This window comes from Kitasatospora sp. McL0602 (assembly GCF_052076145.1).
In the GTDB taxonomy this organism is placed as follows: domain Bacteria; phylum Actinomycetota; class Actinomycetes; order Streptomycetales; family Streptomycetaceae; genus Kitasatospora.
In genome coordinates this window covers 7458316-7482476 of record NZ_CP197246.1, presented here as the reverse complement: position 1 = coordinate 7482476, position 24161 = coordinate 7458316, and the positions used below count along the sequence as shown (strand labels likewise).

General features: G+C 70.6%; 21 protein-coding genes. 11 read left to right on the top strand and 10 right to left on the bottom strand.

The annotated features are described in order from the left end of the window. Positions 1-96: 96 nt before the first annotated feature. Positions 97-1722, top strand: a complete 1626-nt coding sequence (locus ACR68M_RS33815; RefSeq protein ID WP_441247978.1) for a CocE/NonD family hydrolase — start codon at positions 97-99, stop codon at positions 1720-1722. A 65-nt stretch (positions 1723-1787) separates the two neighbouring features. Here ACR68M_RS33815 and ACR68M_RS33810 read toward each other — a convergent pair whose 3' ends face one another. Further along, entirely contained in the window at positions 1788-2123 is a 336-nt protein-coding gene (locus ACR68M_RS33810) for a PCC domain-containing protein (RefSeq protein WP_441247977.1), read from the bottom strand. A gap of 940 nt (positions 2124-3063) precedes the next feature. Between ACR68M_RS33810 and ACR68M_RS33805 the strand changes: the two genes are divergently transcribed. After that, entirely contained in the window at positions 3064-3699 is a 636-nt protein-coding gene (locus ACR68M_RS33805) for a hypothetical protein (RefSeq protein ID WP_441247976.1), read from the top strand. Between the two features lie 89 nt (positions 3700-3788). Next, entirely contained in the window at positions 3789-3950 is a 162-nt protein-coding gene (locus ACR68M_RS33800; protein WP_441247975.1) for a hypothetical protein, read from the top strand. Between the two features lie 408 nt (positions 3951-4358). Here ACR68M_RS33800 and ACR68M_RS33795 read toward each other — a convergent pair whose 3' ends face one another. The 4 genes from ACR68M_RS33795 to ACR68M_RS33780 form a co-directional block, all read right to left on the bottom strand. Beyond that, positions 4359-7304, bottom strand: a complete 2946-nt coding sequence (locus ACR68M_RS33795) for an acyltransferase family protein (RefSeq protein WP_441247974.1) — start codon at positions 7302-7304, stop codon at positions 4359-4361. A 9-nt stretch (positions 7305-7313) separates the two neighbouring features. Beyond that, a complete protein-coding gene (locus tag ACR68M_RS33790) occupies positions 7314-8972 on the bottom strand; it encodes a glycosyltransferase family 2 protein (RefSeq protein ID WP_441247973.1) in 1659 nt (552 codons plus the stop codon). A 210-nt stretch (positions 8973-9182) separates the two neighbouring features. Further along, positions 9183-10034, bottom strand: coding sequence for a hypothetical protein (locus ACR68M_RS33785; protein ID WP_441247972.1), 852 nt, complete (start codon positions 10032-10034; stop codon positions 9183-9185). 94 nt (positions 10035-10128) lie between these two features. After that, positions 10129-11958, bottom strand: a complete 1830-nt coding sequence (locus ACR68M_RS33780; protein ID WP_441247971.1) for a flavin monoamine oxidase family protein — start codon at positions 11956-11958, stop codon at positions 10129-10131. Between the two features lie 196 nt (positions 11959-12154). Between ACR68M_RS33780 and ACR68M_RS33775 the strand changes: the two genes are divergently transcribed. The 7 genes from ACR68M_RS33775 (at position 12155) to ACR68M_RS33745 (ending at position 18184) form a co-directional block, all read left to right on the top strand. Then, the gene (locus ACR68M_RS33775; RefSeq protein WP_441247970.1) at positions 12155-12934 is read left to right on the top strand and encodes a hypothetical protein; all 780 of its coding nucleotides are present in this window, start codon (positions 12155-12157) and stop codon (positions 12932-12934) included. 146 nt (positions 12935-13080) lie between these two features. After that, complete coding sequence (locus ACR68M_RS33770) at positions 13081-13353, top strand: hypothetical protein (protein ID WP_441247969.1); 273 nt, start codon at positions 13081-13083, stop codon at positions 13351-13353. A gap of 188 nt (positions 13354-13541) precedes the next feature. After that, positions 13542-14294, top strand: coding sequence for an SDR family NAD(P)-dependent oxidoreductase (locus tag ACR68M_RS33765; RefSeq protein WP_441247968.1), 753 nt, complete (start codon positions 13542-13544; stop codon positions 14292-14294). A gap of 27 nt (positions 14295-14321) precedes the next feature. Continuing rightward, positions 14322-14693 (top strand): MerR family transcriptional regulator, encoded by a 372-nt coding sequence (locus ACR68M_RS33760; protein ID WP_441247967.1) that lies wholly within the window; start codon positions 14322-14324, stop codon positions 14691-14693. A gap of 219 nt (positions 14694-14912) precedes the next feature. After that, the gene (locus tag ACR68M_RS33755) at positions 14913-15452 is read left to right on the top strand and encodes a hypothetical protein (RefSeq protein ID WP_441247966.1); all 540 of its coding nucleotides are present in this window, start codon (positions 14913-14915) and stop codon (positions 15450-15452) included. Positions 15453-15587: 135 nt separating this feature from the next. Then, positions 15588-17132 carry a peptide chain release factor 3 gene (locus ACR68M_RS33750; RefSeq protein ID WP_441247965.1) on the top strand — a complete coding sequence of 515 codons (1545 nt, stop codon included), beginning with the start codon at positions 15588-15590 and terminating at the stop codon, positions 17130-17132. 524 nt (positions 17133-17656) lie between these two features. Continuing rightward, positions 17657-18184, top strand: a complete 528-nt coding sequence (locus ACR68M_RS33745) for a hypothetical protein (protein ID WP_441247964.1) — start codon at positions 17657-17659, stop codon at positions 18182-18184. Positions 18185-18306: 122 nt separating this feature from the next. Here the strand turns inward: ACR68M_RS33745 and ACR68M_RS33740 are convergent, their stop codons facing one another. From ACR68M_RS33740 to ACR68M_RS33730, 3 genes are all read right to left on the bottom strand, one after another. Next, positions 18307-18540: a hypothetical protein gene (locus tag ACR68M_RS33740; RefSeq protein ID WP_441247963.1), complete on the bottom strand. Its 234-nt coding sequence runs from the start codon at positions 18538-18540 to the stop codon at positions 18307-18309. Between the two features lie 76 nt (positions 18541-18616). Further along, positions 18617-19447 (bottom strand): hypothetical protein, encoded by an 831-nt coding sequence (locus tag ACR68M_RS33735; protein ID WP_441247962.1) that lies wholly within the window; start codon positions 19445-19447, stop codon positions 18617-18619. Positions 19448-19599: 152 nt separating this feature from the next. Next, on the bottom strand, positions 19600-20103 hold the full coding sequence (locus ACR68M_RS33730) for a hypothetical protein (protein ID WP_441247961.1): 504 nt from the start codon (positions 20101-20103) through the stop codon (positions 19600-19602). A gap of 1687 nt (positions 20104-21790) precedes the next feature. Between ACR68M_RS33730 and ACR68M_RS33725 the strand changes: the two genes are divergently transcribed. Further along, positions 21791-22165, top strand: coding sequence for a hypothetical protein (locus tag ACR68M_RS33725; protein WP_441247960.1), 375 nt, complete (start codon positions 21791-21793; stop codon positions 22163-22165). On the opposite strand, the gene ACR68M_RS33720 is transcribed toward ACR68M_RS33725, so the two are convergent. Then, positions 22162-23466: a hypothetical protein gene (locus tag ACR68M_RS33720; protein WP_441247959.1), complete on the bottom strand. Its 1305-nt coding sequence runs from the start codon at positions 23464-23466 to the stop codon at positions 22162-22164. The two genes, ACR68M_RS33725 and ACR68M_RS33720, sit on opposite strands and share 4 nt — an antisense overlap. Positions 23467-23750: 284 nt before the next feature. Next, on the bottom strand, positions 23751-24050 hold the full coding sequence (locus tag ACR68M_RS33715) for a DUF4193 domain-containing protein (protein WP_441247958.1): 300 nt from the start codon (positions 24048-24050) through the stop codon (positions 23751-23753). Between the last annotated feature and the right edge of the window lie 111 nt (positions 24051-24161).

The following is a 24161-nucleotide window of genomic DNA, read 5'->3' as shown; positions in this document are numbered from 1 at the left end:
GGAAAGTACGGAGGATCCCGCTCCAGGAATCGAGGCACCGTGACGACGGCGACGCACCACTCACCCGCGATGAAGCCGCCCCTGCACGCCCGGGTCATGAGGCGCTCCCTGCGGGGAGTGCCCCCCAAGCTCCACGACATCGCCTACGAACCCGGCCTCGTGGTAACCGCCGCCGACGGCAGTGCCTTGCTGACCGATCACTACTTCCCCCTGGCCGACGGTGACTTCCCCACCCTCCTGGTCCGCTCGCCGTACGGCCGGGGCTTTCCCTGGGCGCCGATGTACGGCGTACTCCTGGCCGAGCAGGGCTTCCATGTCGTCCTGCAGAGCTGCCGCGGCACCGGCGGATCGGGCGGCGAGTTCGCGCTGTGGCACAACGAGGCCGCCGACGGCCAGGCCACCGTCGCCTGGCTGCGCGAGCAGCCCTGGTTCTCCGGCGTGCTGGGGACGATCGGTGCCAGCTACCTCGGCTACGTCCAGTGGGCGCTGGCGCTCGACGCGCCGCCGGAGCTGCGCGCGATGGTGGTCCAGGTCGGCCTGCACGACCCGTACCCCTTCTTCTACCGCCAAGGCGCGTTCTGTCTGGAGGACGCCCTTGTGGTCGCCATGGGCCTGACGAGCCAGCACCGAGGCGTTCCGCGCTTCCTGCGGGCCGCCCTGCGGCTGCAACGCCACCTCCGGAAGATCACACGGACCCTCCCCCTCGGCGAGGCGTACGTACCCGGGCTGGGCACACGGGTGCCGTTCCTGGAGGAGGCGATCGCTCATCCCGACGCGGACGACGCGCACTGGCAGGGGTCCGACGCAGGCATTTCCGCTGAACGCCTTGCGGTGCCGACCTGCCTGATCACCGGCTGGAGCGACGTGAACCTCGACCAGACCCTGCAGCAGTACGACAGACTGCGACGCGCCGACTGCGACTCCGCCCTGCTCGTCGGTCCTTGGTCACACAACTCCGCACTGCAGCAAGGCTGGCCCGAGGTCTTCGCCGAGAGCCTGGCCTGGCTCCGGGCCCATCTGTGCGATGACCCGTCCGGCCTGCGGAAGACGAGGGTGCGGGCCCACCTGGGCGGCCGACGGACGTGGCACGACCTCCCCGACTGGCCCCCGGCCACGACAGGCCACCGCTGGTACCTCGACAGTGGCGGCGCATTGAGCACCCAGGCCCCCGAAGACACGTCGGCGCCGCTGTCCTTCCGCTACGCCCCGGCTGATCCGACCCCCTCGGTCGGTGGACCCTTGCTGTCCCACAAGGCCGGGGCGCGGGACAACACCGCTCTGGAGGCCAGGGACGACGTGCTGACCTTCACCACGGCCCCGCTCACCGAGCCGATCCGCATCCTCGGGCCGGTCAGCGTGGACCTACGGGTCAGCACGGGCACCGGCCACGCCGACGTCTTCGCCCGACTCTGCGACGTCGACGACCGGGGCCGCTCGACCAACGTCTGCGATGGGCTGCGACGACTGGAAGCCACCGGAGCCGCCCAGGCCACCGTCACGGTGGCGATGAGCTCAACCGCCTACCACTTCCCGGCCGGACACCGGATCCGACTGCAGGTCAGCGGCGGCGCACACCCCCGCTTCGCCCGCAACGTCGGCACCGGCGAACCCCAGGCCACAACCACCCGACTCATACCGGTCGAAGTCTCGCTCCACCACCCGTCCGCGCTCCTTCTCCCCACAGCCGACGAGGAACCCGCAAACCCGGACACCGCGCAATAGCGTGTTCGGTCAGCGCTTCAGATGACGCCGAACTCTGTGCTGCCATCACCGGCCAGACCGGCTCGTCAGTTGACCGGGATGACATAGACGTTCACGAAATACGGACCTCCGACCTCGGCTGCTGCAAGGTGGCCGGACAAGGCTGTACCACCGTCCAAGCCGCAGGTGACGTGGATGTTCGGAACACCGCCAACGATCTCCCCGTTGCCGGACAGCTCTGCCAGGCGGCCGGAGGTGAGGACCGGCTCACGCGGGTTGTCAGCTTTCATGTTCGAGAGCGTGAACAACCGGACCGCACCGACCACTGACTCGACAGCGGCGTTGGAGATGCCGCGCGCCTCGGCCTCTGCCGTCAGGGCTTCGATCATGTCGCCCTTGGCGGTGATCTCGATCAGTTCCACGGTCGCTCTCCGTTCAGTGCCAACCCGATAGCCCGGAGGTTCTCCCGGCTGCTCTCCGTCCGCAGAGCCTCCGCCAGCAGAGTCCGTGCGGGCCGAGAGCCGCCTTCGACAGCTTCCCCCAGGTACACGGCAGAGCACCAGCGATTCGAGGCATCCGCTGGGTCACGGAGTAGCGTGCCCAACGCCTTGATTTGATCTGCTGGTGCTTGGACGGCTGAGTAGGTTCACGCTTTCGGCCATGCCAGCCCGAACGTACGGCGGGTGAAGCATCGTAGACACCGGGCTCGGGTCTCCTCGTCATGTCGCATGGACAGCTCCGCCCGCTCCACCAGGGCAGCATCCTGCGTCTTGAACAGGGTTGCCTGACGTTACCCCTGAGCAGCGACGTGGACCCGTTATCGAGCCAACGGGAAAGCCTCCGCCTCGTGCCTTGATCACGGTTCGTCAGGTTGGCCAGGGTCATACCCAAGTCGTACGGACTGATGTTGTGGGACAGCCAGCGCTCATCACCCCCAGCGACCGCCGAGAGCATGTCCAGCAGCTCTGCCCGACGTGGCCCGGCAATGGCCACGCCCGTCGCGGCGAGGAAGGTTCGGCGTTGCGCCGTGGCTGTGCGTGCCGCCGCGTCAAGTTCGGCTCGTGTCAGGTCCAGCACAGCAGCGAGCCCGCCTCGCCAGTACGGGCCAGGAGTTACCTTGCCGGACTCCCACCGCTTCACCTCGTCGCGGGTGGGCTTCCCGTCCGGATTACCGGATTCCAGAGCGAGCAGGGCGGCGAGCTGCGCTTGTGTGAGCCCGAGGTCTACACGTCGGGCACGGATGAGCGAGCCAATGTCCACATCGCCAGAATGCCCCCTGCGCTGCCCCTCCGTGGCCGGATTCCAGTCGGTACACCTGTACCAGCGACGGAAGCGTGCAGTTGCAGGAGACAGGAGGCCACCATGCCGACGCTACTGAGCGGGGCCAACACCAAGGCTCTGCCGACCAGTAAGACGATGCGGTACGAGGTGGTCGAGGCGGCGGGCTCTCACGTCCTCAGAGATGTGCTTCTGGACGAGTTCTGCACCCTGCCCGACCAGGCCGGCCGCAGTGTGCTTGGCCTTCCCGAGCGCCTACCAGGCCCGTCTGTGGCTGATGATGGCGGACACCCACAGGGCCCACGCGGCGTCCGAGGTTCGGATCAGGGCGGAGCGGCGGAAGCGGCCGACGAAGGTGCAGGCCGCGCTCTTGCTGTTCGAGCTGTACATGCCGCAGGAGACCACCGCTACGTGAGTGAGCAGCGAAGCTACGAAGAGGCCCGGGAGATGGCGCGGCTGATCGCCGACCGTCTGAGTCGGCTCACGGGAAACCGGGCGTCGATCACGTGGGCCGAGCAGCCGAGTATGAGGGTGTCGGTACAGCTGAGTCCGACACAGGCGCGCTCTGTCCTGGGCCTGGCGGTGCTTGATCTGCTGAGTACCGGTGACCGGTTCGAGCACCGGTACTCGGACCTTTCCGAGCGGCCCAACTGGGTAGCACTGGAGATCGACTACGTGATGCCGGAAGGCCCGAAGCAGAAGAAGGGCAGGAAGCGTTGAGCGTGCTGGAGTTCTTCCCCCGCAGGTACCGGGGAGCACACTGGGAGGCTGCGGCTGGGCCGGAGGTCGAGGTGCCGCAGGGTTTCGTCATGGCGGAGCTGGAGCCCGGTCGGGTGGCCGTGGCCAAGGCCAACAATCCGAGGACGGTACTGGTTGGCACTCCCGCCGATCTGGCGGAGCTGAAGAAGGCGTTCGCCGACGGCCGGTTCGACTTCCTGATCGCTCGGGAAGTACCGGAGGAAGCGGGCTAACAGTGCGGGGGTAACGCTCCCGGGGCGTGGCCGTAGCTTCTGAGGAGCAACCACATGACTCACGCCTAGGCCTCTGCTTGGGCCATCGCCCTGTTCCTGGCTGCCGCGCTGGCGTGGGAGATCCCTGCCCCAAAGCAGCCTCAGGGGCACCACCGCGCTGCCCAAGTCGAACCGAGCAAGATGGAGCTGGCCGGGCTGCACATACCCCGAGCTGCCGGGTGGCCGGACCCCGGGTACACCTACCGCGGCGCACACGCTCGCCAGCTGGCCCCGCTCAGTACATCACCTCACGATCACTACGTTTAAGGGGAGCACCCAGGGGCGCGAGGAACTGCGCGATTGCGGAAGGCACCGGACCGCTGCTCCCGACTTCGCGCAGTTCCCCGCGCCCCCATGGCTGATGCCCGATCACACCTGTCGGGACGTCACGGCGACGTACGCGACCCGCATCGGGTGTCCCGGTTCGGGCGTCGGTGCGGCCGGGGCGCCGTAGGCGGTGGGGAGGCCGCCGCCTACGGCGAGGTTGAGCAGCAGGAAGTACCCGTGGTGCAGCGCCTGGGCCCAGCTCGCCGGGTCGGTGCGGTCGGCGGTGACGCGGTGGTACTCGCGGCCGTCGAGGGACCAGCGGATCTGTTCGGGGCTGGTGGAGCGGTCGACCTCCACGGTGTAGGTGTGGAAGGCGCCCTGGCAGTCGGGGCAGGGGTGTTCGCCGGAGCCGAGGCCGGTGGGCTCCTGGCAGGGGCCGCCGGTGGCGGTGCCGCAGTGCAGGGTGCCGAAGACGGTGCCCCGGCCGTTGACGGACTCCATCGCGTCGATCTCGCCGGCTGCGGGCCAGCCGGCCGAGCCGTCCCGGACGCCGGAGCCGAGGGCCCAGAACGCGGGCCAGTACCCGGCCGCCTTCGGGCCGGTGACGTCGGGCAGCGCGATCGACGCCTCGATCCGCAGCACGCCGCCGGGCGGGGGCGTGAAGTCGGCCCGGCGTGACTCGATCCGGCCGGAGCTCCAGCGGCCGTCGGTGAGGGTGGGCAGGATCTCCAGGCTGCCGTGGCCGTCGAGGCGGACGTTGGCGGTGGAGTCGGTCATCGTCTCGATCTCGCCGGTGCCCCACTGCGCGGCCGGGCAGCCGGGGTAGCAGGTGCCCAGGTCGTACTGCCAGAGCGCGGCCGAGGGCCGGGCGCCGGCCGGGCCGTCGAAGTCGTCGCGCAGCAGCGTGTTCCAGCCGCCGGGCGCGGTGAGCAGTTCAGCCGCACCGAGCAGGTGCTCCAGGCGGGGTGCGAGGACGACGACGGCGGTGTTGGTGAGGTGGGCGTCGTCGCGGTAGAGCAGGATGCGTTCGAGCACCGCGGGGCAGCTGCGGCCAGAGCCGGGGCAGAGTACGGAGTTCAACTCGACGGCGCTGACGCCGGGTTCGCGTCCGGCGGCGATGGCGTCGGCAAGCGGGTCGGGCCACTGGGCGGCGGCTCGGGGGAAGTCGCAGGCGGCCGGGTCGTCGGGGTGGCCGGAGACACAGGCGGGAGTGTCGGTGCCGGGAATCGGCGTGTCCTTGAGGTAGACGATCGGCGCCCCGATCGGCCGCAGCTGGGCGAGGGTCTTCTCCCAGGCCCGGGTGAGGAGTTCACGGTCGTCGGTGTAGCGGTTGAGGGAGGCGATCACGATCAGCCGGGGCCTGGCCTCCTGCTTCAGCCGGTTCAGGCTGTCGGCGCGCCAGGTGTCGCACTCGCGGTAGGTGCGGCCCAACTGGGGGTTGTCTACCGTGAGTTCCGGCAGTGGGCAGCCCTGCTTGACAAGCTCCTCCAGGCCGAGGTGGCGCGCTGCGGCGATGCCGAGCAGGGCGGAGTACCACTGCCCGGCGTGCGAGTCGCCGAGCAGCACGATCCGGTCCGCGCCGCTGCCGGGGCCGCTGAGGCAGGGCGGGCTGGTGACGGTGGTGGGCGCGACCTCGCAGGCGCCGTCGGGCGGGAAGTCCTTCCGGGCCTGCACCGGATCGGGCACCACCGGGCCGCCCTGGGTGAATGCGGCGCCGTGCACCAGCAGCGAGGTGCCGTCGGGTGAGCCGGGCGGCAGACCGGCCAGGTCGACGGGGGCGGACGGGCCGAGCAGTCGCAGGGTGCCGGTGCCGACCAGGAGCGCGATCACCACCGGGAGGACGATCGCGCCGAAGCCCAGCGAGAGCCCGCGCCTGGGCAGTTCGGCGACGGTGTGATTGCTGCGCAGCGGCCGTTCGACCAGCCGCATCGCGGCGTACGCGGGCAGGGCGGCGGCGGCCGTGAGCGCGGCCTTCGCGGGCCAGCCCAGGGTGCCGAGCCGGGCCTCGGCGAGGACCAGCACCGGCCAGTGCCAGAGGTAGAGGCTGTAGGAGAGCCGGCCGATCGCCCGTGGCACCTTCAGGCTGAGCAACCTGCCTGCTCCGAACCGGAGTTCGGGTGCGTCCGCCAGGATGACCGCCGCTGTGCCGAGCGTGGGCAGCAGGGCCGCGTACCCGGGGTAGGGGGTGGTGGCGTCGTAGCGCAGCACGGCCCAGCCGATCGCGGCCAGCCCGGCCCAGCCGCAGAGCCGGCGCAGTGCCCGGAGCCATGGCTGCGCCTGGAGCCTTGGCTGTGCCCGGAGCTGCCGGGGCAGCACGGCGACGAGTGCCCCGACGGCGAACTGCCAGACCCTGGAGGGGGTGCCGAGGTAGGCGAGGGAGACCGAGCCGTGCGTCCAGCGCAGCGCGAGGGCGAAGGAGGCGAGCCCGGCGACGGCGGCCAGGGCGGTGACGGCGAGCCGGACGGCGCGGCCGCGCCGCAGGGCGCGGCAGGCCAGGTAGGCGAGCAGGGCGACGACCGGGCCCCAGACCAGGTAGAACTGCTCCTCGACGGCGAGCGACCAGAAGTGCAGCAGCGGGCTGGGGTCGCGCCCGGCCGCCAGGTAGTCGGTCTGCTGGGATATGAAGCGCCAGTTGGCGAGCGAGAGGGCCGCGGCGAGGACGTCGTACTCGACGTCGGTGCGGTGCAGCGGGGCGGTGAGCCAGACTCCGGCGAGTGCGGTGACGGCGAGGACGAGGCCCGCCGAGGGCAGCAGCCGCCGGGCGCGGCGGGAGAAGAACTCGCTGAGCCGGATGCGGCCGGTGCTGACGGCCTCGCGCAGCAGTTGACCGGTGATGAGGTAGCCGGAGACGACGAAGAAGACGTCGACGCCGACGAATCCGCCCGCGAGGCCGGGGACGGCGGCGTGGAAGCCGAGCACGGCGAGCAGCGCGACGGCGCGCAGGCCCTCGATGTCGGGCCGGAAGGACGGGGCACGGCGGACCGCCGGTTCGGCGTTCACCTGTATGTCGGACGGGGACAGTTCGGACGGGCGCAGTTCGGTGGTCACGGTCATCTCTCAGCCCAGCCAGGGCAGCATCGGGCTGACCCACCCGGAGGCGAGCAGCGCGGTGAGGACGAGCAGCGCGGTGACGGCGAGGCCTTCGGGCCAGCGCCGGGGCAGCATCCCGGCCGGGCGGGCGGCGGGGCGGCGGGCCCGGCCGCGCAGTTCGGCGGTCAGGTCGCGGACCAGTGGCAGGCCGATCTGGCACTGCACCAGCAGGTAGAGGGCGAGCCCCCAGTTCGGGCCCCAGCCCTGGGAGTTGATGTCCAGGGCGAGGCCTGCGGCGGCGGCGCCGAGGGAGAGGCAGAGCCAGCCGAGGGCGACTTGGACGACTCTCCGGGCGAGGCCGCCGGGCTTGGCGCGGCCCGCGCCGGTGGGCACCCAGGCGGCGCTGTGTCCGCGCAGGGTGTGCAGGAAGGCGGCTCCGGCGGCGATGCTCATCAGGACGTTGGCGCGGATGACCTCGACCCGCCAGCGGGTGCGGCTGATCCGGGGCAGCAGGACGTGCCAGAGCCAGAGCGGGGCGAGCAGCGGCAGTACGTGCCAGGGCCGGATCTGCTCCGGGTAGCAGTACATCATCACCAGCGGCGGCAGCGGCGCGGCGAAGATGTTGACGGCCATCGTGAGGTATCCGACGACGCCCTCGTAGAAGCACAGGCGCATCCGCCAGGGCGCGCGCATCCGCTTGAGGTCGGGGCTGCCGAGCAGGTGCAGGTTGCCCATCGCCCAGCGGTACTGCTGGTTGACGAAGGAGGCGAGGCTGTCGGGCGAGGTGCCCTTGGCGACCAGGATCGGTACGTAGAGGGTGCGTTGGCCGTGCTCGTGGAGGGCGAGGCCGGTGTACATGTCCTCGCTGTGGTCGAGCCGGGCGAAGCCTCCGGCGGCGTCGAGTGCGCTGCGGCGGTAGACGGCGTTGCTGCCGCAGCAGATGGCGGCGTCGCTGGCGTCCCGGGAGGGCTGTATCCAGCGGAAGAACCACTCCTGGGAGGCTCCGGCGGCGCGCTCGATCCAGCCCATGGTCTCGTCGGTGTCGAAGCACTGCGGGCTCTGCACGATGCCGATCCCGGGGTCGGCGAAGTACGGCACCAGGTGGTGCAGGAAGTCGGCCCGGGGTGCGAAGTCGGCGTCCAGGATGGCGAGGTACTCGGCGCTGCTCAGGGTCAGTGCGTGGTTGAGGTTGCCGGCCTTCTTGAGGTGGCCCCGGTCGGGGCGCACCACGTACTCGAAGCCGTAGCGGGCGGCGAGTTCGGCGACCTCGGTGCGGTCGGCGTCGTCGAGCACCCAGACGGTGAGTTCGCCGGGCCATTGGACGCGGGCGGCGTAGGAGTAGGCGTTGTCGAGGAGTTCGAGCGGTTCACCACAGGTCGGCAGGTAGAGGTCGACGCTCGGGGCCTCGGCGGGTTGCCAGGCGTTGACCAGCACCTCGTGCGACTGGCGGGTGAGGCGGCGGGTGCGCAGGCTGTTGACCGAGGAGAGCACCAGGGCGCCGAGATTGAGCGCGAGGACGGCGAGGAAGGCCCAGAGGGCGGGAGTTCGCAGGGCGAAGGTGAGCATCGTCACTGCGGTGAAGGAGAAGGCCAGCGAGGTGCAGACGAGGACCCAGCGTCGTTGCGGTCCGAAGTACCAGTAGAGCTCCTGGTCGTTGGGTGGTGCAGGCAGGTGATCGGCAGTCATATGGCCCCCACAGCCGTGTCCGACAGCTTCCGGGCTCACCGTACCGCAAGTGGTATAGACCATTCACCAGTGGTCCAACCACTGGTTGGACCACTCTGTCCGGGAAGGCCGACCTACTGGGGAGTTGGCAGGTCACCCGGGGTGAACAGTGATCCAACTCCGGGGATCGGGAGACGCCGGGGGCCGGGAGATGCCGCAGGCGGGCCGGGCTCACGCGTAGCAGCGCCGGGCCAGCCGATCCCGCGCGGCAGGGGCGACGGCGAGGCCGAATCCCCAGCGCTCGGCCTCCCGGCGCACCTGCTCCGCCGGGAGCGAACCGTGCCGCTCCAGCACCAGCCGGGGGCGGCCCACCTCGTCTGCGCCCTCGGTGCGGTCGAAGGCGAGCACGCTCGTCGACATCGGTTCGTGCAGCGGGTAGTTGCGGCGCGCGGCCTCCTCGTCCGGGTGCTCCAGCAGGTGGACGCCGTCGGCCGGGCCGAATTCCGCGCGCAACGCCGAGGCCTGCCAGTGGGCGGGCTCCTCCGGCGCGCCGGCCCCGGGCCGGGAGCGGCTGGCCGAGGTGATGAAGAGCACGTCCGATTCGACCAGCGCCATGCTGTGCGAGAGGAACTCGTTCGACGGGCAGGAGTACCCGGGGGCGATCACCTGCACGACCGGCGGGCCGCCCGCCGTAGCCGTCGTCGCCGTCGCCGTCGTCAGGTGGGCCGGCACCGAGGCGGCGGCCGGGCCACGAAAGCCGAACGGGCCCAGCGTGTACAACCCGTCGATCAGTGCGGTCAGTTCGCGGTGGCCGACCCCTGCGGGCAGCGCCGCCCAGTCGAAGACCAGCGGGATCCGCGCCGGGGTGGTCGTCACGCTCCCGACCTGCCCGGCCGGGCGGCCCTTCAACAGGTTCACCCGGCGCACCACCGGCTCCTCCGGACGGGCCGTCAGTGCGTAGAAGTTCCCGAACCCGTGCGCCACCGCCAGCCCTTCGGCCACGGCGGAAGCCGCCCGGCGGACGTCCTCCCCCCGGCCCAGACAGGCCCGCCCGCCGCCACCGACACACCCGTTCGCGATCATCCCGACCTCCGTACGCAGCACACACCCCGTCAACGCCCCGGAGCCCGGGAGGTCACCCCCGGGCATCGGCGGATGCCCGGGGGTGCGGAGCCGGTCAGCGCGGGTGGACCTCCAGGAATGCCCGGACGGCCGACTCCAGCGCCCCTTCGATCCAGGCGGGCTTCAGGCTGGTGTGCTCACCGGCGAAGTGCACCCGGCCCTCGACCGTGCGCGCCGCCGGGTGCAGCTCGTGCAGCTGCCCTGGGGTGAACATCACGGCCTCGCCCAGCGCGTACCGCGCCCGCGCCCACGACTGCGTCGCGCCGACACCGGTGAACTCGGCCCGCACCCGGGGCCCGAAGAGCCGCTCCATGTCGTTGAGGGCGAAGGCGTACCGCTCGCCCGGTGTCAGCGAGTCCCAGCGCATCGCGTCGTCCGACCAGGTGTACGCGGCCAGCACCACGCCGCCGGGCGAGCCGTCCGGCGCGTGCGAGGGGAAGTAGGTGAAGCGGCTGGCGCTGTCCGAGACGCAGCCTCCGCCGGTGAAGCCGTTCGGCCCCTCCTCCCAGAACCGGGTCTTGAACTCCAGCAGCACCTTCGTCGCCGAGTCGTAGTGCAGCTCGGTGACGGCGCGCCGCTTCGCGTACGACATCTGCGGCTCGACCTGGCAGAACCGCAGCGCGCTGAACGGGATGGTGACGATCGCGTAGTCGCCCTCGAACACCTCGACCGGGTCGGTCGGCGCGCCGTCGAAGGACTCCTCGTCGCCCGTCTCGGCGGTGGTCTCGATCCGCACCCCGCCCGCGGTCTGGGTCAGCTTCGTCATCCGGCGGCCCATCCGCAGCTCGCCCTTGAGCGGCCCGGCGAGCGCCTCGGTCAGCACGTCGGTGCCGCCCTCCAGCTCCCAGTACCGGTTGGTCGGGCTGATCACCGCGTGGTCGATCAGCGTCGGCACCAGCGAGTAGTGCAGCCGGGAGGTCATGTTCTCCAGCGTGCCCGCGGCCTGGATGCGGTTCAGGTCCCAGCCCGCCTCCTCCACCAGGTAGCGGTGGGTGGAGTAGCCGTCGTACTTCTGGAAGATCTTCGACCAGGCGGCCAGCCGGTCGGCGATCGGCCCGTCCGGCACGGTCACCTTCTCGAAGGCCTTGGTCACGGCCGCCGAGACGGTGGTGTCGAGGTCGCAGCCGAAGCTGCTGTTGATCGCCCTGGGCGACTGGGCGTAGGCGGCCCGGGAGGACTGCGCGCCGTTGACGGCGATCTTCGTCCGGAAGTTCGCCGTCGGGGCCTGGAACGGCCCGCCGTCCGACCCGTTGCTCCAGCTCTCCCCCGTGAAGGAGTGGTGCACCACGGGCGGCAGCGCACCGGTCGGCATGGCCTGCGGCGTCACGTCGGCGTTGTAGAAGAGCTGACGCTTGAGACCCAGTTTGTCGGCCAGCGCCAGCACCATCGGGTGGAAGTCGGGAAGCCGCATCGCGCCCGCCTCCGCGTGCAGCTGCTTGTCCTCGAAGATGCCCCGGAAGGTCTTGACCCGGCCCCCGACCCGGCTGCCGTTGGCCTCGATCACCAGCACGTCGTGCCCCGCCTGCTTGAGCAGCCGGGCCGCCGTCAGGCCCGCCACACCCGCGCCGACGACCAGCACCTTCTTGCGCGGCGCCCGGGGCGGCAGCTTGCCGTCGATCAGGATCCGCAGGTACTCCAACGTCAGGTCGGTCTTCTCGTCCTCCCCGACCATCAGCATCTTGCGGGCCAGATCCCGGCCCTCGGCCTCGTCGGCGCCCCCGCCATGGGTGGCGGCGGGCACGGAGATGGCCGACCGCCCGGCGAACCCGGCGGCGCCGGCCACCGCCGTGACGGCGGCCACCGAGCTGATCAGCGTCCGACGGGCGACCTTCGGCCGCTCCTCGTTCGGCTCAACGGCCGTGTTCTCACTGGTAGGCAGATCCACAAGTACTCCCTGACATATGTGCTCGGACAACATGTCAGGCAACTGACCTGCTCCGCCGAGGACACGTTCCGGCCGATCACTCCACCTGGACGAGCGATGACGGACCGACAGGTTGACGGAGCCGACCGGTCAGGACGGGTGAGCCCGGCGGCGCAGTTGCCGTGCGCGCACGCCCCCGGTCGCTAGTGTGCTGATCATGCCCACCCCCTCCCCCAGCCACGAGGCGCGGCTGCGCCGCCTCACCGAGAGCCTCGGCGCACGGCACCGGATGACGATCGAGCTGCTGCACGATCCCGAGCGGCGCCACTGGACGCTCCGCTGGTACGACGGCCCGACGGTCGCCACCGTGCGGGCGGCACTGGACCGCGAAGGCCCGGCGGGCACCGCGACCGCCGCCCGCCGCGACCTGAGCACCCGGGCCCTCGCCCTCGCTGCCATCCGGGAGACCCGGGCCGGGGCGATGCGGCGCTGGGTCGGCAGCTGGGGCCAGCGCTACCATCTCGAACAGCTGCTGCACGACCGGCCGCACCCCGAGCGGACGGCCGACGCGCGCGAAGCCGCGATGCTGGACCGCCTGCTGCGGACGGCCACCACCGGCGCCGGACGCTGGGCCGTGCCCGACGAGAGTCGGGCCTTCGAACTCGTCGCCCGCGACGGCATCGCCTGGCTGCTCCCGCAGCCCGCCCTCCCGCAGCACCGCCTCGCCGCACCCGGCGACACGGACGGCCTGGCCCTGGACCCACTGGAGTTCCTGACCGCCCGCTACGCCACCGGCGTCCACCGCACGGCCTGGGAGACCGCCCTCACCACCATGCCGCTGCGCGCCGCGATCGAAGCCGCCCGTGCCGACCCGCACCCCACCCGGGAGACCGCCGAAGCCGCCCTCACCCTGCTGCCCGCGCTGCACGAGCAGCTCACCGGCGAGCTGGACGCCACCCGGACCGCACTCACCAAAGCGGCCGCGCAGACACGTTGACACTCTCTCAGGGACGTACTTGACGCCGTCGCGGGCCCGGCCTGTGATGAGACCGGGCCGCACCGCGGGGGCAGGCGGCCGACGGAGCAGAGGGGGGCTGATCCGCGATGAACCGCGATGAAGCAAGCTGGCTGACCGTACGTCAGGTGAGCACACTCTGGCCGGGGGTGACCTCGGTCGACGCGACCGCCCGAGCCAACGGCGTCCGGCGGCGCCGACACGACCCGGCCAGGCCGACGCAGTACCACGCCGACGACGTACGCCGCCTGGCCCCCGTCGTCACCGCCGCCACCGAAGACCCACCCGGCCGCCCCGGCCTCGCCGCCGTCCTCCTCGTGCTGGCCGTCCTGGTGGGGCTGGCGGCGGCGCTGGCCCTCTGGTGCTGGTGCCAGGGGCCGGACGGCCAGTACTGGCACTAGGGATTGCCGACCGGCATCAAGTCCGGTCGGCCGCAGGTAGACCAGCCAAGGGCTGTCCAGAACGGCCCCGCCATGCGCGTCGCTGAGCAGCATCCACCGGGTCTCGCTCGACCGGCACCGCGACCATCCGATGACCCCGTCGGCCGTCTTGACCTTGCCGTTGGCGGCAGGGTCCGAGGATCCCTCCCATGAACGATTCTCTACAAGACCGAGTGGTTGTCGTCACGGGCGCTGGTACGGGCATCGGTCGTGCGACAGCGCGCATGTTCGCAGGACAAGGTGTGCGGGTGGTGGCAGTGGGGCGGCGCCCCGAACCGCTGGCGGAGACTGCCCTCGGCCATGACAACGTCTGTCCGCTGGTCGCCGACGTCACCTCCGAGGGCGCCCCGGAGAAGATCGTGGATGCCGTCATCGCGTCACACGGTCGGCTGGACGTGCTGGTCAACAATGCTGGGATCGTCCGGACCGGGGCGCTCGGGACGCTTACCCGAGACCTGATCGAGCAGCAGGTGGAGACGAACCTGCTCGCCCCGATCCTGCTCGCCCAGGCCGCATTGTCGGCCCTGGAGACCACTGGTGGGGTGATCGTGAACGTGAGCACGTCGGTCGGGCAGCGTGCCTGGCCAGGCAGCTCGGTGTATGCAGCAACGAAGGTCGCCCTGGAGCTCCTGACCCGCAGTTGGGCGGTGGAGCTGGCACCCCGTGGGATCCGGGTCGTTGCGGTGGCGCCAGGCGCGATCGACACCCCGATCGGCGAGCACCAGGGACTGACACCTGCTCGGATGGCGGCGGTCCGGGAGTGGCAACTGGCCCACACGCCGCTGAGGCGCATCGGCCGGCCCGAGGAGGTGGCATGGGCGATCACGCAACTGGCTTCACCGCAGGCATCGTTCGTGACCGGGATAGTGTTCCCGGTGGACGGCGGCGCCGTGGTCGCGTGATTAGGACTGGCACCGGAGGTGAAGCGGTTGCGGATAGGCGAGTTGGCACAGGCCACGGACACGACTGCCCGTGCTCTGCGGCACTACGAGCACGAGGGCCTGCTCACCTCCCGGCGGGCGCACAACGGTTATCGGATCTACGACGAGCACGCGGTCGTGCGGGTCCGCAACATCCGCTATCTGCTGGCCGCCGGTCTCACCCTGGAAGACGTCCGCTCGTTCCTGCCCTGTCTGGACGGCGACCTGGCCGCCACACCACCGTCCGACAAGGGCATCCGGATCGCACTTGAGCGACTTGCAGTCCTCGATGAGCGCATCGCCGCCCAGACCGAGGCACGTGACCGTCTGGCGGAGGCACTGCGCCCGGTGATCGGGCGAAAGATCCATCCGGTGGCCTGACCCCGCAATGCGACCGTCGTGGGACAGCGTGCGCAGCGAGGCCGGGTGTATCGGCGGCGTAGTTGCTCGGAGGGGAACAGGAGGCAGTTGGGTCCGTGGTGTCCGCGGCTGGCCGGGGATGTCCGGCATGGGACGTGGACGTATGCGGTCGACGTCGCGAAGGATGAGGGCCGGCGGCGGGTCCGGCGCCGGGGTGGTTTCGCGAGCCGTGCGGAGGCGATGCGGGAGATGAAGGCGGTGTTGGACGGTGAGCTGCGCGGGGTGTACGAGAACCGCTGCACCACGGTCGCCAGTTACCTGCGCGAGTGGCTGGTCACCAGGCAGGTTCACCTGTCTGCGAACACCTGCGCCGGCTACGCGGCGTGCGTCGAACGCGACCTCATCCCAGCCTTCGGTCGCCTACGGCTGCTCGACCTTCGGCCCAAGCACATCTACGAGTGGATCGTCGCCCAGCTGGAAGCCGGGCAGGGCCGGGTCACCGTCTACAAGGCCGCATCCACCCTGCGCAACGCGCTGAACGCCGCCGTCCGCCCGGGGCGGCTCCGCTACAACCCGGCCAAACACTCCGTCCCGCCCAAGCCCCGCGCCGCCGACCGCACCTGCTGGACCCCGGAAGAGGCCGCGACGTTCCTGCGGCACAACGCCGAGAAAGTACGCCGACCAGCTCACCCCCTGGATCAGCCTCTCCCCCAGAGAACGGGAATTTCGGGGCCACGCCGCCCGACAGCCTATGATCGCTTCCTGGGCCTGCGGACCTGATCCCCGGCTCACCAGGTACGGAGAGGCGTCACCCGGCCTGCTGCCGATGCGTACCCGAGGAAACACGTGAGCACCGTACAGTCAATCCCCGTTCCGCAGGTCCTTCATGAGGCCGGCCGCCGTCGGACCTTCGCTGTGATCAGCCATCCGGACGCGGGCAAGTCCACGCTCACCGAGGCTCTGGCGCTGCACGCGCGGGCGATCACTTCTGCCGGTGCGGTGCACGCCAAGGGTGACCGACGCGGTGTGACCAGCGACTGGATGGAATTGGAACGCGAGCGCGGTATCTCGGTGACCTCGGCCGCATTGCAGTTCGGCTATCGCGGCCACGTGATGAACCTGGTCGACACTCCCGGCCACGCCGACTTCTCCGAGGACACCTACCGGGTGCTGGCCGCCGTCGACTGCGCGATCATGCTGGTCGACGCGGCCAAGGGCCTGGAGGAGCAGACCCGCAAGCTTTTCGCGGTCTGCCGCCATCGCGGCGTCCCCGTGATCACCTTCATCAACAAGTGGGACCGGCGCGGCCAGGATGCACTCACCCTGCTCGAGGACATCGAGACGCACCTCGGGATCACCCCCGTCCCGGTCGTCTGGCCGGTGGGCAGCGCGGGCAACCTGCGCGGCCTGGTCGAAGCGGGGAACACCGAGCAGATGCTGCGCTACACCAAGGTGCCGGCCGGCACGCACGCCGCCCTCGAGGAGCAGCTCACCTCCGAGCAGGCCGCCGAGCAGGAGGGCGAAGCCTGGACGACCGCACTGGAGGAGCTGGAGCTGGTGCTCTCGTCCGGCCCCGGCTACGACCAGGAGGCCTTCGAGGCCGGCAAGATCAGCCCGGTCTTCTTCGGCGCCGCGCTGACCAACATCGGTGTGAAGCTCCTGCTGGACGCCGTGGTCGACCTCGCTCCGGCTCCCGGGCCCCGCCCGCTGGCCAAGGGCGGCAGCCGCGAGGTCGGCGAGGAGTTCTCCGGCCTGGTGTTCAAGATCCAGGCGAACATGGACCCGGCCCATCGCGACCGGATCGCCTTCGTCCGAGTCTGCTCCGGCGTCTTCGAGCGCGGCATGCACGTCACCCGGGCGGCCAGCGGCCGCTCGTTCGCAACCAAGTACGCGCACACCGTCTTCGGAGCCGAGCGCACCGTGGTCGACACCGCGTACCCCGGCGATGTGGTCGGCCTGATCAACGCGAGCGCGCTGCGGGTCGGCGACACCCTCTTCACCGGCAAGAAGACCGAGTTTCCCCCGCTGCCCGCCTTCGCCCCCGAGTACTTCGCGGTGGCACGGCCCAAGGACATCAGCCGGTCCAAGCAGTTCCGCAAGGGCGTCGCCCAACTCGATGAGGAAGGCGTGATCCAGGTGCTGGTCTCCGACCGGCGTGGCGACCAGGCGCCGGTCATGGCCGCGGTCGGCCCGATGCAGTTCGATGTGATCCTGCACCGGATGGAGCACGAGTTTTCTTCCCCAATCGCCCTCGACCAGCTCTCCTACCGCGTGGCCCGGATCACTGACGCCGACGGCGCCGCTGCCCTGGCCAAAGCCCGCCTGATCAACGGCGAGGTGCTCACCCGCCGCTCGGATGACGTGCTGCTGGCCTTGTTCGCCGACAAGTGGCAGCTGAACGCCTTCCAGCGCGCCCAACCCGACATACTGCTCCAGCCGCTCATCGCCACGGCGGACTGATCGCGGACCTCTCGGCCCGGCGGCGCCGCTTGGCACGACGGACGACGGACGGCGCACGTGCGGCCCCTGCCGGGGGTCTTTCGGCGGGCACCGCCCCTGTGGGTGCCGACAAGTCTGTCCGTACAGGTCATGCCGCATGTCGGTGCTCGTGGAGGGTGCAGCCGAGACGGTCGCGTCCGCAGACGTCCAGCCGGGCGATCCGCCCAGTGCCGGTGATCGGGGCGGGCCGTGGTGTCAGCGACGTGTCCTGGTGGAGTGCGTGATGTGGGCGTTGGGTGTTTTAGTGATCCTCGAACTCCCGCAGTACGTGCAGGAGATGGCGCTGGTTCCAGATCAGTGTCCGGTCGAGGAGTTCACGTCGGCAGGTGAGTGCCCGGCGTTCCACTAACAGTGTTAGGTGCCAGAAAAACGTCCGTGCTGGTCAGTTGACGTATGGGCACTGTCGCGAGGCCGGCCGGTCGAGTGACGGCGGAGGTCCCGCTCGGTGATTGCCAGCTGGCTCCGGTCGGCTCCAGGATGGTCCGGTGTTCCTGCGACTGCCCTACCTGGCCCTGACAAGTGTGTTCACCTTGATACGGCAGACCCGCCTAGCCCTGGTCACGGCGTTCGCCGATCCAAACCGGGCCATCGAGGAGATCGAGCTCGCCCGCCAGCTCCTGGAGCGGCTCGACCAGCGCGCCACCGTGCTGCTCACCCACGTCGCCGCCCTGGTCGCCGTCGCCGGTACCGACGACCGTGAGATCGCCGACCGCGTCGCCGTCCTGCGCACTCAGATCGATGTCGCCGGCCTGCCCTGGCTCACCCCGCTGCGGGAGACCGCCGTCGCCCTCCACCACGCCGTCTGCGACGACCAGGACGGCCTGGCCGCCGCCCTCGACCGCCTGCGCGAAGCCACCGCGAACGGCGACTTCGCCTACTACCTGGACGTCGCCCACTACATGGCCGACCTGCCACTGCCCGTCCCGTCCACCACCCACTGGCTCGGTGACGAGGCAGCAACCCGCTCACGCTGGCGCTCCGTAGTCACCACCCGCCAGAACCTCGCACCCTGAACGGAGCCCGATGACCCTGCGACCCCGACCTCTGGAATGGCGGTCGCGGTGATGGTGCTGGGTGGGTCTGATGAATCGGGTCTCGATCACAGTGGTGGCGTCCTTCGATGCAAGGTGCGTGATCAGCGGTAGCCGTTGCGGCGGTTCTCGTTGTGGATCATCACGGCGTACACCGCGTTCCCGATGCCCGCCGTGAGCAGGAACAGGAAGACGTGGACGGCTACGGACTGGTGGCGGTAGTGGTGCCCGTGGCAGTACCCGCCACCCGATCGCGCCGAGGAGCTGGCGGACGACGAGTTGTTGATGACGATCGGGGGAAGCGGGTACTGCTGGTGGGATGGGTTGGGCTGGCTCACGGTGGCGTCCTTGCGGGTGGTGGCTGTGCTGGGCCGGTGGCGTGGCGCCACCGGCCCAGCCGGTCAGAAGTGCCGGTCAGTACGCGAGGACCTGGCCGCTCAGGTCCTCGGGTGCCAGTACGCACCCGGTGGTGTGGTCGCTGATGTACGCCTCCATGCCCAGCTGGGTCGGCAGGCCGGTCAGGGAGGCGGGGCCTCCGGTGTGCGCGCTGTCGTGCGCGTCGGCTTCCGCCTTCGCACCGGGGGCGAGCTTGAAGTCGTAGCCGACGTACGCGGAGGCGTCACGGGCCCGGAACTTGCCGCCCTTGGCGTTCACCAGGTTCGGGTAGGCGCTGGGGGCCAGCACGGTCTTGCCGCTCAGGTTGGTGTAGACCACGTGCACGGACCAGACCTCGAACATGTCGGTGACGTTGCGGTCCGGTCCCTGGTCCACGCACGTGGTGATCTTCGCGTACAGGCCGGGAACGTCCTTGGACTCCGTACCGAGATCCCTGCGGCCCGTCTGCAGCGCGGTGGACGGGGTGGGGGTCGGCTGGCCCGGCAGCACAGGGGCGGGGCAGCCCTGGCCCGTCTTGACCACGCCCAGCACGGCCTTGACACCCTTGCCGGGGTTGACCGGCACACCCGCGGCCGGTTCCTGGGTGCAGACCTTCCAGCTGTCGTAGTCCCACACGTACACCCCGCGCGGACCGGCGGCGCCCGGCAGCAGATCGGTGAGCTTGTCGTCGTTGCCGTCGGCTATGTACGCCCCGCCGCTGTGCTTCTTGTCCTCCAGGACGTCGTTGGCCTTGCTGACGGTCAGCCCGGCCAGGTTGGGCATCGGGGTGCCGTCGGGGGCGGCCTTGCAGCCGGTGAGCACCAGGGCGGCGCCCAGGGCGGCCGGGATGATGAGCGTGGAGCGCTTCACAAGGGGTCCTTCGGGGTTGGCGTCCGTCGTTGTGCTGTCGTGATCAAGGGTCTTGGCGGGACCGCTGGTCAGGCACGGTGCGGGCAAGGTGGCCGCAGCACCTGGAAGGCCAGCCGGGAGTGTGGTGCTCCCGGCCGGCCTCTGGTGGGGTGTCAGGACGCCATGGGACTGGGGGGCGCGGTGGTGGGTTTGCACAGGAACTGGGCGATCGCCTGGTGGCGGAACTGCCAGAACGCGTCGGCCGCCCCAGCGCCGCCTATGTCCTTGAAATCCAGGCGGCCCTGGTCGAGCGTGGCCCCGCTGGGCATATCGTCGCCGGTTCCGCACTGCTTGCGGCGCAGGGCGATGGAGGCGGCCAGCTCGTCCGGGGTCTCGTTGCCCATCTGGGTGACCAGGGTGGTCAGGCCGTTCTTGACCACGTAGTCAAGCAGCGCGGCGGCGTACGCCTTGCCGTCGGCGTCGAGCCGCTCCACGTGCATGCCCCCGGTGTACGGGGCCACAGGCGGCATGGACGCGGTGGGGACGGTGGTGCTGACGGTCGGCGCGGGCACCGAGGCGGACGCGGTGCTCCTGGCCGGGGCCGCGCCGGAACAGGCGGTGAGCAAGGCGGCGGCCAGGGCCAGGCCGACCGGGATCGTCAGACATGAGCGAGTCATGCGGGTTAGCGTCCTTCGGGGTCGTGATCGTGCCAGGGGCAGTGTGCCGGGGCATGCAGGGTCAGGGCTGTGGTGTCCGCCCGTTGGTCGGGTGGGTGGCCCCACCCGCGTGGCGTGGGGCCACTCGTGGGCCCGTCAGAGGTCATAGGCGTCGCGGTTCGAGAGCGTGCGGGCTGCTCCGGGGTGAGCGCAGGGCGGTCGTGGTCCCAGCAAAACGGGCAACAGCAGTCCTCACACACGGGCGGTCTCCCCCGCGTCGATCAGCTCGACCCTGGCCCAGTGAGTTGAGTTCAACCTGAGGTTGCAGGTCATGGGGCTGGCGTGGGTCGCGTCTGGGGTGCTCGGGCTGGTCGGGAGTGTGATCGGTAGCAGGTGATCGTCCGTCGTGTGGCCGGTTCGTCGGAATCGCGGCGCCGGTCGTCGCCGCCCGGATCGAGGACCTGGTCCAGCGCGACCCGGCTGCGCCGATCTGGCACCCGCTCAGCCCTTGGCAGGGGAGCGGCGGCGGCTTCACCGGCGTGGATGAGGCACCCGCTCAGCGTCGCGCCCTGGCGGCGCCCGGTGGCGCGAGCGACACGACCGGATCAAGGGTGGGCCCCAAGAAGGGCACCTCCGCCCAGGCCGAACCTGACGCACCGCTCGCAGATGTCCAAGGAGGAGCTCCAGGACGCTCGAGCACGTCGGCAGCGGTCGCGGCCAGCGCCGCAGCGCCAGAGCATGGCTTGGCCGCCGCACGGCCAGGCCTGTTGTGCGGCGACCTGAGTAGAGCAGGGGTCAGGAGAGGCCCCGGCCGGTGACGAAGTCGCGGGGGGATCGACCAGGCCGACGCCGGGGGCCAGAAGCTTGTTGGCGGGCGGGGCGGCGGCGTTGATGGCCGTCTCGTCCCAGATGATCGTGAAGCTCAAGCGGCGGGTCCCAGACCGAGCTGGGCGCAGACCTGCTCGTGCGGCGCGGCAGCCCGTGGCCTCGCCGGCGGCCTGCCGGACTCGGTACTGGGCCAGGGCCAGGGCGAGGGCCTCCTCGAGGTCGGCCAGCTCCTGGGGGTTGTGGGAGGCACGCCGGACCAGCGAGCCGAGGCAGGCCCACTCCGTTCAAGTTCGTACCAGGGCCTCAACAGCCACGGTGACTGGTGCGGACGAAGTCCGGGCGGGCATGGTGGTGCGATGTCCGAACGCCGCAACCGCCGCCGCCTGCAAGCACGAGCTCTCGCTCTCGGGGTCCCCATCGAACACGTCCCCCGTCGAGGCACCCCGAAGGGGTGGTCGGGTCGCTCGCTCTCCGGTTCTTCCGAAGGCGTGCCGCAGTGGCGGGAAGCCGAGACCCCGGACCGGGACGTACAGGTCCTTCAGGATGATTCGGACGACCCACGCGTCTGGAACAGCCTCGAACCCCGTCGGTCCCCGACCGCAAACTGCTGCGACGTCGTCCTCACGCGCAAGGTCATGGACGGCGGCACGGTCATCATGCTCAGCACCCACAGCACCTACTGCCCGATCTGGTCGTCACGCCCGTAACGGTGGCTGCGGCAACAGCCCGGTGACCCGGTCAGACTGGTGGGTGCGCCGCGACAGGTCAGCGGTGACGAAACAGCTGCTGGAGCCGGAGGATCTCCTGCTGCCACTGCGCACGAGCCGCCGCGTCGTCAGGAGGCACCCCCCGCCCAAGGCGCGCGGCCAGAACCCGGTACATGGCCAGGGACCTGGCGCCATCCGCGGCCAACAGCGAGGACAGCAACGGTTCGCTCGCCGAGGTGTTCCTCTCCACCCGCAGCAGCACCTCCACCCGGTCGTCCGGGTGCAAGGCGGGCAACGCGCTGCCCAGTTGGCGGCGCAGCTGCGACCAGGAGGTGATGGAGCGCTCCCGGGCGGCCTTCTTCAACGCTTCGCCCACCGCAGCCGCTACCTGGTCCACCGATCCGGCCGGCAGCCGGGGCGGGCCCGTTGGCACCATCTTCTGCTTTGTCTGTCCCTGCGGCTCGGCAGACGTGCTACGCCGGGCGGCGGGCACCGCCTCCGCCTTCCCCTTGCTCGTGCCCTCCCCGGCCTGGACGGACCGGCGCTAAACCTCCCTGGCCTGCGGACTGCGCGGTGAGGCCGGAACGCCGGCCGCCTTCCTGGGCGCTGCCGCAGCTTGGGTGGCGGTCGCGCCGCGCAGCCGCCGGCCGCGCGAGAGCCACAGCTCGGCCTCCTCACGCTGCGCGGGGGTCACCCGGTTCCCCGCGCTTTTCAGCGCCGTGGCCAGCGCGTCCAGCAGGTACAGCAGGTACAGCAGGTACAGCAGGTACAGCATGGTGCGGGGTCCCGTCCGGTCCCCGAGCCGCCGCAGGTCGCCGAGGATGCCCCCCAGCCGCTGGTGCGCGACCTCCGTCGGATCAGCCCTCACCTTGCGGGGCTCAGGGGTCGGGGCGGGCTGCGCCCGGCGGGACCTGGTGCTGACGCGTGCACCCTTCGCCGCGGCTGCTTGAAGGGCCCGCTGGGCTTCACGAGCCTGGCGCTTCTGGTCTTTGAGGAACGCCGCGGCCCGGGAGGCTATCTCGTGCTGCGTGGCGGTGCGGTCGCGGGCGGCTTTGAAGTTCACCTGGACGAGCAGGGAGTGGACCGCCTCGGCCTCGCCTTCGCGCAGTGCATGCGCAAGACGCCCGAACAGGTCCTCACTCAGTTGCTCCTGCTGGTTCAGCCACAGATGTGCGCGCTCCAGCATTCCGGCCACGGCCTGCGCTTCGGGTTCCTCGTACGGTCCGCCGGCCTCGACCGTGCGGCACTCGGACCGCACGATCTCCAGGGAGCCGAACTTCAGGGCCCCCTCCAGGCGCTGCAGGACGGTCGGTTGCCGGTTGTACGTCGGTGCTGGGGGCCGCCAGGTGGTGCGCTGCGCGGAGAGGATCTCCTCGACGGCCGGTGTCCGGAAGCCGTCCGCAGACATGTGGCACTCGTCAAGGCCGAACCACTCGGTCTCCCGGGAGGGCGCCTGGGTGCAGATGCGGACCTTGCGGGAGGTTCCGACGCCGTCCAGACGGACCCAGTGCACGTACCGGCGCCGAACCAGCGTGTCGGGATCGACCGGTACCGCCGTGCCGAGGACCGGTTCGACCAGGTCGTTGTCCCAAGCCGGGAGCACCGCGTCGTCCAGGTGCAGGCGCAGCCCGCGGGTCCCGTGCTCCCAGGCGATGTCGACGACGGATCCGAGCGGCTCGCGTAGGTGGATGGCGCCCTGCTCCTCCTCGTCGAGCTCGTCACCGGTGTCCCAGCAGGAGTGGGTGAGGGCGCCGACCGGGTTGGACCGCGTTGCGGCGAACGGTCCCAGTTCCTCGCGGGTGAACGGGGCGCCCTCCATAACGGTGCCCATGAGCAGCAGCATCGTCATCGTGGGACGGATCCTCGATCAGCCTCCCCGTGCGGTGCGGCGCAGCTGCTCCCCGCGCATCTCGTCCGACCAGTCCGTCAGCGAGGCCGTCTCGGCCATGGTTCCCCACAAGATCGTTGGTATGCTGCTTTGCCCGTAGGCTACGCCGCTTCCGACGTCGGCCGCCTCACCGGTTGATGGTGCTGGTGGAGCGGGTGTGTGTGGCGGGCGGGGTGGTCCGAGGCCGCCGCAGTCGGAGGCAACTTCACACACTGCCCTCGACGTGAACAGGGCCAGGTGGTTGGTCAGTCGCAGTCCTGGCAGATGGGCTTGCCGTCCTTGAGGCGCGCGAGCCGGGTGCGGTGGTGGACGAGGAAGCAGCTCGAGCAGGTGAATTCGTCGGTCTGCACGGGTTGGACGGCGATGGTGAGTTCCTCGCCCGAGAGGTCAGCCCCAGGCAGTTCCACACCGTCGATGGACTCGAGCTGATCGACAGCGTCGATGGCGGAGGATGAGGTGTCGGTGCGCCGGGTCTTCAGCTCTTCGATGCTGTCGTGCGCCCCGTCCTCATCAGTTTTGCGCGGTGCGTCGTAGTCAGTTGCCATGGGTTTCCTTGTCATCAGTGGGTTGTGCGTCTACCGGCCGCTAGGTAATGCCGGGGCGGTCTGCCGCGCCGAAAGGGCTGCGCTGTCTTCGGCAGCACTGAAGGCTACGTC